The 10294-nt window shown below is 47.7% G+C and carries 8 protein-coding genes; 2 read left to right on the top strand and 6 right to left on the bottom strand.

Translation table 11 applies throughout. The features are described 5' to 3' along the window. Positions 1 to 5: 5 nt before the first annotated feature. The 6 genes from NLBNIHML_RS22300 to NLBNIHML_RS22275 form a co-directional block, all read right to left on the bottom strand. Positions 6 to 1361 (bottom strand): diaminobutyrate--2-oxoglutarate transaminase, encoded by a 1356-nt coding sequence (locus tag NLBNIHML_RS22300; RefSeq protein WP_494352786.1) that lies wholly within the window; start codon positions 1359 to 1361, stop codon positions 6 to 8. A gap of 167 nt (positions 1362 to 1528) precedes the next feature. Beyond that, entirely contained in the window at positions 1529 to 2551 is a 1023-nt protein-coding gene (locus NLBNIHML_RS22295) for an ATP-grasp domain-containing protein (protein ID WP_494352785.1), read from the bottom strand. A gap of 630 nt (positions 2552 to 3181) precedes the next feature. Next, positions 3182 to 4003: an ABC transporter ATP-binding protein gene (locus NLBNIHML_RS22290; RefSeq protein ID WP_339239876.1), complete on the bottom strand. Its 822-nt coding sequence runs from the start codon at positions 4001 to 4003 to the stop codon at positions 3182 to 3184. 13 nt (positions 4004 to 4016) lie between these two features. After that, positions 4017 to 5060, bottom strand: a complete 1044-nt coding sequence (locus NLBNIHML_RS22285; protein WP_494352784.1) for a FecCD family ABC transporter permease — start codon at positions 5058 to 5060, stop codon at positions 4017 to 4019. Further along, positions 5057 to 6070 carry a FecCD family ABC transporter permease gene (locus NLBNIHML_RS22280; protein WP_339239871.1) on the bottom strand — a complete coding sequence of 338 codons (1014 nt, stop codon included), beginning with the start codon at positions 6068 to 6070 and terminating at the stop codon, positions 5057 to 5059. Before NLBNIHML_RS22280 ends, NLBNIHML_RS22285 begins: the two co-directional genes overlap by 4 nt. A gap of 100 nt (positions 6071 to 6170) precedes the next feature. Continuing rightward, complete coding sequence (locus tag NLBNIHML_RS22275; RefSeq protein ID WP_472474327.1) at positions 6171 to 7172, bottom strand: ABC transporter substrate-binding protein; 1002 nt, start codon at positions 7170 to 7172, stop codon at positions 6171 to 6173. Between the two features lie 422 nt (positions 7173 to 7594). On the opposite strand from NLBNIHML_RS22275, the gene NLBNIHML_RS22270 reads away from it, so the two are divergent. Together NLBNIHML_RS22270 and NLBNIHML_RS22265 are read left to right on the top strand one after the other, a co-directional pair. Then, positions 7595 to 8176, top strand: a complete 582-nt coding sequence (locus NLBNIHML_RS22270; protein WP_472474329.1) for a hypothetical protein — start codon at positions 7595 to 7597, stop codon at positions 8174 to 8176. A gap of 186 nt (positions 8177 to 8362) precedes the next feature. Continuing rightward, a complete protein-coding gene (locus tag NLBNIHML_RS22265; protein WP_494352783.1) occupies positions 8363 to 10135 on the top strand; it encodes an alpha-glycosidase in 1773 nt (590 codons plus the stop codon). Positions 10136 to 10294 lie beyond the last annotated feature (159 nt).

Genomic DNA, 10294 nt, shown 5'->3' with positions numbered 1-10294 from the left:
CAGCTTCAGCATGCAGCCGTTGCTAAGGCAATTGCTTCAGCTACCGATTTCTCAAAGATCGCCAGGATCGCGCCCGATTCTTGCTCCGTAATATTCAGCGGCGGCAGAAAACGAACAACCGCTGAATGACGCCCACCCAGTTCCACAATTAATCCATTCTTGAAACATTCACGTTGAATAGACTCAGCAAGTGCACCATTAGGCAGATAATGTCCCAAACGATCCTTGCGGCCTGCCGGATTAACCACCTCAACGCCGATCATCAGTCCTCTGCCTCGGACGTCACCAATCTCGGCATAGCGCTCTTTCAATGCATTCAGTTGCTCCATGAACTGCTCACTGCGCAGATGTACATTGTGTAGAACATCCTGTTCCCGAATATAGCGAAGTGTAGCCAGTCCCGCAGCCATGGCCAGCTGATTGCCACGGAACGTTCCTGTGTGTGCACCAGGCTGCCATTGGTCCAGCTCTTCCTTATAGATGACGACAGACATGGGCAGACTTCCGCCAACCGCTTTGGAGCAGATGATTACATCGGGTACAATTCCGGCATGTTCAAATGAAAACATACGGCCTGTGCGTCCGATGCCTGTCTGCACTTCGTCGATAATGAGTGGAATGCTTCGCTCTGCTGTGATTCGGCGCAGCTCCTTCAGCCATTCAATGTCTGCCGGAATCGCCCCGCCTTCGCCCTGCACCGTCTCCACAATGACTCCGCACGGTGCAGCAATACCACTCTCGCAATCATCGAGCAAGTTCTCGATATACTGTGCACTTAACTGGGCCGTCATGCCCTCACCAACACCAAATGGGCAGCGATATTCATAAGGAAACGGCAGGAAATGTACATCTGGCAGCAGGCTTTGCAGATGCTGTTTCTTGCTCAGGTTGCCACTCATCGACATGGTTGCTTGGGTCGAACCGTGATAACCTCCCTGAAAGGCAAGAATGGATTTGCCACCTGTTGCATGTTTGACCAGCTTAATAGCTGCTTCTACAGCATCCGCTCCAGTTGGACCACAGAACTGGATTCTGGACTTGTTCTGCATCGCTGCTGGAAGAATGGAGAACAATTCTTGCATATATGAAAGCTTCAGCGGCGTTGCCAAATCCAGAGTATGTAGCGGAATCTGCTGATCCAGGACATCGCGGATAGCATTGATTACCGTGTCATGGTTATGCCCCAGCGCCAATGTTCCTGCACCAGCCAGGCAATCGTAGAATACGCGGCCATCCGTATCGGTAACCTTCACCCCATGGGCCTTGCTAATAACAAGCGGGAAATGTCTGGGGTACGATCTTGCATTGGATTCCTTCTCATTTTGCATCTTCAGATATTCCGTCTGCACTTCTACTGACATAGCCCTTTAACGCTCCTTATCATCGATTCAGGCTTAACTGCTGCCTGTAATTTCTTGTTCTGCATTTTGCATATGGCATGGTATTGATTCAAAATCAGGCAAGGTCCGAATTATAAATAAGGGTATCCGTCATCTGATATCCGTTATATATTGTCGTCTATCCGTTGTTATAAGTTATATGACTTAGATTCAAGTTGTTCCTGACACAAGTATTCCAGGTATAACCGCACCACGTCACGAGTTGTCCCCCCATGGGGAAAGACGTGGTGTGTGAGATCTGGCAAGGCGTTCACTTCCAGAATGCCCCCTTCTTCTCTGGAGATCGGCGTGCGGATATCACGACAACGAACATCGACCCCTGCTACATCAATCTGAAGAGTTTGGGCCGCCTGAACGATCATTCGCGCATTCTCGGGATGAATGATCTCGGTACAATCCTTGTAGAATTCACTGATTTTTCCGGCGGCTGAGTTACGGAGATCATATAGCTCAATTTCTTCACCAGCGGCAGGAACTTCATCCAGGCTTGTGCCTTGTGCATATAATACCTCCAGCAGTCGTTCCGTTTCTGCATCCACCTGGGGAAAGGCTTCATACTCGCCAATGGACATAATCTTCATTCGTTCCTGATTCAACTGTTCGATTAATGTGCGAACGGTTGAAGTTCCATCCCCCTCGACATAGACAGGTCGATACTCATTCACAGCCGCCACTTCACCGTTAATGATCAGCACTCTGTAATCGATTCCGGTCACATATTGCTGCAACATAATGCTGCTGCCGTGCACACTCGCAAGATGGATGGCTGCCTCCAGTTCCTCTTCAGTACGCACATCCAGCGTCACGCCCATGCTGCTGCTCGCATCCAGTGGTTTCACCACAATGGAACGGTATCTATTCAGAAAAGCTACTGCTTCACTCCCCATCTCCGGGATCACGATATAGGAAGGTACAGGCATGCCCTGTTCATGCAGCAGCATATTACATGCCTGCTTGTTCTTCGCGAGCAATCCGGCGATTAACGGCAGACGATGAGATCTGGTTTTGTTAATGATGATCTGCTTGTCCCCTACTGCCAGCTTCAGAAAATCCTCGCATCCCTCAAGAAGGGGCTCACAGGTGATCCCCATTTCCCTCGCCTTGCTTATAATGAGTCGGTTTTGCAGATTATGAATCCCTTTCGGAAACACTGAAAATCCTCCTCGATCGAATGAAGGTACTCGCTCCTATATAAGTTGAATTAAAGATTATTTACACCAACACTACAATGACAGGACAACCTTCCATTCGTTGTTATCCCCAGATTTTTTAAATCCTTTTACAAAGGAGGAAATTTCGGGGATAGCGTATGCTTTCGATGCCAGCATTCTTTCAGAAAGCTTGTAGGCGCAGATTATGCTTTCGATGCAGTTTTCTTGCAGAAAGCTTGTAGCTTCGCTTTTTCAGGTTTCCTGTCCACTCCGTTGCATGTAAATGATTAATTCAACTTATATTGCTCCTACGTTCATCAATATTTATTGTAGTATGATATTGATAATGATTATCAATATCATATAAAATCTATTTTATGGCAATTCGATCTTTGTTGTCAATAATAAACTCTTAAGGAAAAATAAGATTGATTTCGGGCTAGATTTATGCAGGGGTGGTTTTGTTACATCGAAGAACAGTTACAACAAGCGGCAAGCTCTGGATTGTATGAAACCAAGAGCTTGCCTGTTCCTGTTATCTTCATTAAACGCAGAAGTGTTGACGAGGTGGGTTGAAAAAAATAGCGATATCGCTTGAATCATCATTCGTCGAATCATTAATTGAAGTAATCAAGCCAACTGAGTGTAACGCTGCTCCCCATTCAGTTTCCTTCCCCTTCCATGCGGGATGCAGGTTGGTGTACCGAAGAGTGGATCAACCGCAATCTCACACTCCATCTGGAAGACCTTACGGACCATCTCCTGCGTAATGATGTCTTCCGGTTTACCTTCCGCGTAGATGGACTTGTTGTGAACAGCCACAATGTGATGCGCATACCGACATGCCAGATTCAGATCATGAAGTACCATGACAATCGTGCGTCCTTCCCGTTCATTCAACTCAAACAACAGATCCAGGATATCAATCTGATGAGTCATATCCAGATAGGTTGTAGGTTCATCCAGCAGCAGCGTTTCCGTACCCTGTGCGAGGGTCATTGCAATCCAGGCACGCTGACGTTGTCCACCGGACAGGGCATCTACAGGCCGATCCGCAAGTTCAGTCAGATGCGTGGACTCCAGTGCCAGCTTGACCATGCGCTCATCCTCTCGTGACCACTGCTTCAACCATGTCTGATGCGGATAACGTCCTTGCTTCACCAGTTGGTTCACCGTCAGGCCTTCCGGGGCAGTCGGACCCTGTGGCAGGATGGACATGCGTCTTGAAATCTCCTTGGTCGGCAGCTTCGCAATCTCTTCACCATCCAGCAGCACGGAACCTGAACTGGATTTCAGCAACCGGGCCATCGTACGCAGCAGCGTAGATTTACCACAACCGTTGCTGCCAATCAGGACGGTGATCTGTCCCTTGGGAATGGTCAGGTTCAAATTATCAATAATGGGATCTGCTCCATAGGAGATCGTAAGCTCCTTGGCTTCCAGAATACTCACAGTCCTCTCCTCCTCAAAACTGATTTCGATTCTTGAACAACAAATACAGGAAAAATGGTGCGCCTACGCCTGCGGTGAATACCCCTGCGGGAACGTCAAGCGGTAGAAAGGCCGTACGAGCTATGAGATCTGCTGCAAATACGAGCAGAGCACCAACCAGTCCAGACACGATCAGCATACTGCCAAACATCCGACCGACCAGCTTCCGGGCAATATGTGGAGCAATCAGGCCAACAAAACCAATGGTTCCGGCCACAGCCACGGCGATTCCCGCAAGCAGTACACTACATAACAGCAATGCAGAACGATGCCACTGTACCGTTACCCCCAGTCCTGTCGCCAGATCATCTCCAAACTCCTGTGCATTCAGGCTGCGGGCGAGCCAGATCGCCAGCGGTACAACAATCACGATAACCGGCAGTATGGTTCGGACATCGGTCCACGATACTCCGTACACACTTCCTGTCAGCCAGATATAGGCTTGACCTGCCGTGTAGAACGGACTCAGGATCAGCATAAAGGTCGTCCCGGCACCGGTAATGGCTGACACTCCAATCCCGATTAACACCAAGCGGATCGGACTGACTCCCTTTTTCCAGGCAAGCATGTAGATGATCAATGCCGTCAGAAGTGCACCGACAATGGCAAACAGCGGCAATAACTTGATGCTCACCACTCCGCCCAGCAACGTGACAAACCCCACAGCCGCAACAGCCGCACCGCCAGTGATACCGATAACATCCGGTGAGGCCAATGGATTACGGATAATACCTTGCAGGAGCGCACCTGACATACCGAGCGCTGCACCCACAAGCAGGGACAATAACACTCGTGGCAATCTCAGGGTCAGCACGACGAAGTCATGTTCCCCTTCGTTCAGACCAAATATCGTTCGAAGTACATCCAGCGGAGAAATAAAGTCACTGCCCACACTGGTACCGACTACTCCTGCAACTACAAACAAGAGCATACACACACTGATGACAACCAGTGATTTTCGTTCCATTTGCATCGATAAGGTGTCTTTTTTATTGCGGAAAGTCAACATCTTCCTCATATCTTCGTCACCCCCTTGCGGGCAATGTATACGAAGAAAGGTCCGCCAATCAATGCAGTCATGACACCGAGTGGAACTTCCTGCGGCATGATTACCAGTCTGGCAACCACATCTGCGGACAGCAGCAGAATGGCTCCCCCTACAATAGAGTAAGGAACGAGCCAGCGGTAATCATTGCCCACCAGTGCACGCATGATATGCGGAACAACCAGACCGACCAGACCGATCGAACCGGCTACGGCAACCGAACCACCCGCTAGCAATACGGTAACAACGCCCATGAGTACCTTGACCAGAAGTACATTCTGTCCCATGCCTTTGGCGATATCGTCACCCGTCAATAGCAGATTGATCGCTCTGCCCATGAACAGAGAGACAATGGCTGCGGCTGTCATGTACGGCAGAACGGGATATAACATATCCAATGTCCGCCCACTAACTGAACCGGCAAGCCAGAAGAGTACATCCTGCAATCCGGTTCCATCCAACACGAGAATCGCCTGTGTGAACGAGGCAAACAATGCCGAGATTGCCGTCCCCGCCAGTACAATTTTGATCGGTGTCAGGCCATCCCGACCAAGGGAACCCAAGGCATACACAATCGCCGCGGCAACCGCAGCTCCGGCAAAACCAAACCACATCATGGTGGTCAGCGAGGATACGGACAATACTACGATGGCAATGACAATAAAAAAGATTGCACCTGCATTGATCCCGAACACACTTGGTGATGCAAGCGGATTACGTGTCAATGCCTGCATCAGTGCACCTGCCACAGCCAAACTTGCACCAACGACAGCAGCAATAATGGTACGTGGCAAGCGCTCCGTCAGCAGAACCACATGTTCCACAGAACTCTCGTCGTAGAATTGCAGTGCATCCCATGCCATCTGAAATGTGATATGCGTGCGTCCCAGAATCATACTGGCAAGGCAGGCAAACAGAAGTAATATGAATAAACCAGCCAGCCCATAGATCTTGGCGCTTGCCTTTGTAAAAAGGGGAAACATATTCTCACTCTTTCATCTGTAAAATGAAAAGGACCTGCCTGCCCATACACTTCGTTAACGAATGTCCTGGTGCACGGCAGGTCCTGCTCCTGTTAGTTAGTTAGTTCAGGTTGAACTGCTTATATAGATCGTCCAGCATCATATTCGCCGATGTGTATCCACCTGCCATGTTCCAGGCCACTTCATCAACCTGAACCAGTTGGTTGTTCTTGACTGCATCAAGATTCTTCCACAGCGGACTGCTGGTCCAATCATCATAATTTTTCTGAATCGCATCGGTTTCGGTACCTGAATTGAAGTTAAAGATCATGTCCGCATTCATGTCCGGAATATTCTCTTTGGAAGTCAATTCAACTCCCCATGTGTCTGCATCATGTCCTTCGGGTCTGGTGAATCCAAGCTCTTTCAGAATTTTACCTGCATAACCCATGTAGAAAATACGAACCTGATCGGCTCTAAAGTTCGTGATGGTTGCTTCAATTGGCAGACGATCACCCATTTTCTCTTTGAAATCTGCTACACGGGCATCCCAATCTGACAACAGTTTATCCGATTGCTCAACCATATTCATCGCTTCCCCAGCCATCTTCACGGTTTCTTTCCAATCAAACAGGGTCTCCGTTACTACCGTTGGTGCGATCTGGGACAATTGATCATAGATCTCTTCATGTCTGATCTTCGTAGCAATAATCAAGTCAGGTTTCAATTTGTTGATCTCCTCCAAATTGGGCTGGGATTCCTGTCCTACTTGTGGAACTCCATCCAGATCGGCTTTCAGATATTCATAGACGGGCTGCTGAACCCATGATTCAACCACGCCTGTCGGTTTCACGCCCAGTGCAACGACTACATCATTAGCACCTTGGAACAGCGTCACGATCTTTTGCGGTGTTCCCTTTATTGTCGTTTCACCCATGGCATGCTTGATCACTCGGGTCTGGTCTTCAGACCCACTGGCAGTTGTATCACTTTCATTATTACTTGCAGCTTGACTGGACGTATTCGTCGTCTCGGCACTTCCACCCGAAGCACAACCAGCAAGCAGTGAAATCATCAGAATAACTGCTGCATAAATGTATAGCTTTTTCTTTACTTTATACATGTAACCCGTCTCCCCTTTTTATCTAAATGATATTGAATCTCATTATCAATTGTATTGTAATGGAGATGAAATCATTATACAAGCATTTTATTTGGGAAAACTTCTCACTCGCTCGTAGCTCCTATTACTTCTGAAAACAACTATAAATAGATACATATTAATTGAGACCATATAATATATATCGATACAATACGCATCCCTACTCACCATATATGTAATCTTTACCCTTATGCGAATTAGCCCCATTTCTCATCGTAATTCTTCTTCATCTAATACAATGTAATTTTGCTAGTAAATTAATTATTCATTTTTATGCATTTGAAAAGGATTTTACTGTAAAACTCTTCCTGTAATTTCTTGTCGCACTATGTTAGATTATCCATTGAAATAAAATCACATCTATAGATAGGGGATATTGGCACGTGAAGAAATCATGGTTACTATCAATCATTATGAGTTTTGTTTTGCTCGGCGGGGTGTTCGCACCTGCAGGGTCTTATGCCGCTGCTGCGGATGACTCAACCACCACATATTCGGAAGACGAATACTATGAAGAAGTTGACACGTCCGAACAAGAACCGATTCCTACGGTTGAAGAAGAAGATTTCCTGGACTACCTGGATCAGTTGGATCTCGCAGCAGTATATGAGGAGAGAGCTTTCAATGCACTGGGAGGCGGATTTTACATTACATCTTCCAATCGCAAGTCCGTGTTCCTGAAACTGACCAACACTGCAATTCCTAACTACACCAAATATGTATCCAAGCTGAAACTGATTAAACCGCAAACTGCAGAGTTGCAAAAAATCCATGCCAGCCTGATCAAAGGGAGCTATACGCAACTGGAAGGATTCCAACTCGCCAAAAAAGCGGTCTCCAAAACTACGGTAAACAGCGCTGTCCTGAAACAAGCCAATGCCAAAATTGCTGCCGGCAAGAAAAATATCGAGAAATATCAAAAAGAACTGTCTGCCTACGCCAATAGTCTTGGATATGATTTCTAAAAAACAATTTTGAAATTTAAGGAAAAAAAGTGTTTTCTTTTGCTGAGTTAGTTCGTATAATAGCACTATAATCAAAAGGCTATGCTGCCGAAAGGTACAACCTCGTGAACAATAGAGGTTGTGCCTTTTTTGCGTTTTATGGCCGCATTGATCTGAAATCTCATCATCTAACGAGGAGTGATTCACATGATTCTTGAAGCCATTTATCATCGTCCCAAACTCAATTGGTCCTATGCTTATGATCGCTCGACCATGCATTTGCGTCTTCGTTCCAAACGCGGTGATCTGGATGCGGTGATTGCCATTACCGGGGACAAATATGCCTGGGATCGAACAATCACACACATCCCCATGCGCATCTTTGCCCGGGATGAGATGTTCGACTATTGGGAAGCCGAGACCTCACCTCCCTATCGCAGATTACGGTATGGCTTCCAATTGATTCAGGGAGAGGAATCGGTCTGGATGACGGAGCGCGGATTCGAGCAGGCGCTGCCTGACCATCCACTGGAGTTTTTTGATTTTCCATTTATGAATCCGGTCGACATTTTTGAACCGCCTGCGTGGGTGAAGGACGCCGTGTTTTATCAGATTTTCCCCGAACGTTATGCCAATGGCGATCCATCTATCAGTCCCAACAATGCTGAACCCTGGGGAGGGGAACCCACACCTGTGAACTTCTTCGGCGGGGACCTGCAAGGTGTGCTTGATCATCTGGATCACATCAGCCAGTTGGGCATCAATGCCATCTATTTCTGTCCGCTGTTCGAGGCCACCACGAATCATAAATATAATACAGGCGATTATATGAAGGTCGATCCTCATTTTGGAACCAATGAACAGTTCAAGACCTTTGTGGATGCATGTCATCAGCGCGGCATACGTGTCGTTCTGGATGCGGTGTTCAATCATTCCGGCAGAGAGTTCCCTCCTTTTGTCGATGTCATGAAGAATGGAGCCGATTCCCCCTACGCAGACTGGTTCTATATCAAAGACTGGCCGCCACGTGTGGAGGATGGCATACCCACATATGATACCTTTGCCTTTGAACCGCTTATGCCAAAGCTGAACACGGAACACCCTGACGTGAAGGCATACCTGCTGGAGGTCGGACGGTTCTGGATCGAGGAGATGGACATTGACGGATGGAGGCTCGATGTGGCCAACGAGGTGGATCACCAGTTCTGGCGCGAATTCCGTCAGACGGTAAAAGCCATCAAACCTGATGCATATCTGCTCGGTGAGATCTGGCATGATTCGCTCATGTGGCTTCAGGGGGACCAATTCGATGCCGTGATGAATTATCCGTTTACCAATTCGGTATTGGACTACACCGTGAACGGAAAGCTCGATGGACTCGGATTTGCCAATGAGATCGGCAAACTGCTTGCAGCCTATTCACAAACGGTTACTGAAGCTGCCTTCAATCTGCTCGGAAGTCATGATACACCCAGACTGCTGACCTTGTGTGATGGAGACGAGCGCAAGATGAAACTTGCCGTTACATTGCTTCTTACGTATCCAGGTGTGCCATGTATTTATTATGGAGACGAAGTGGGGCTTGACGGGGGATATGATCCGGGTTGCCGCAAGTGTATGGAATGGGATGAGACCAAGCAGAACCGTGAACTTCTGGAATTCTTCACCCATACGATCGCCCTTCGCAAACAGCACCCTGCACTGCGCAGCACGGAACTAAAGATTGTATATGCAAAAGCCGGAGACCCTTGTCTGGCCATCGAACGATCGGATTCGCATACGGGTGAGCGCATGCTTCTTGTGCTGAATGCAGGAGATGAGCCATGTACTCTTGAACTGCCTTTGGCAGATCGTAACGTTTGGCGAAATCTGTACACATCAAACGAAGTGAAATCCCGGCAAAATAAACTGACCCTCGATCTGGAAGCTTACGGCTTCTCGCTACTGCAAATGGAGGTCAAACAACCTGCGGAAGCTTGATATAAATACAGCTAACAAGGCGATATAACTCCAAAAGAGGCTGTCCTCCAGGTCATATTGACGACCAGGGACAGCCTCTCCTGCATCTTATGCGTTTTATATGTCATATTCAACGAACCAAGCACACGTTATTTGCTTCATTATATCCGGGCTAAATGT

It is taken from the genome of Paenibacillus sp. JNU01, from assembly GCF_059130585.1.
Note: the sequence above shows the minus strand (reverse complement) of the source record. Positions and strands in the feature narration are given on the sequence as shown.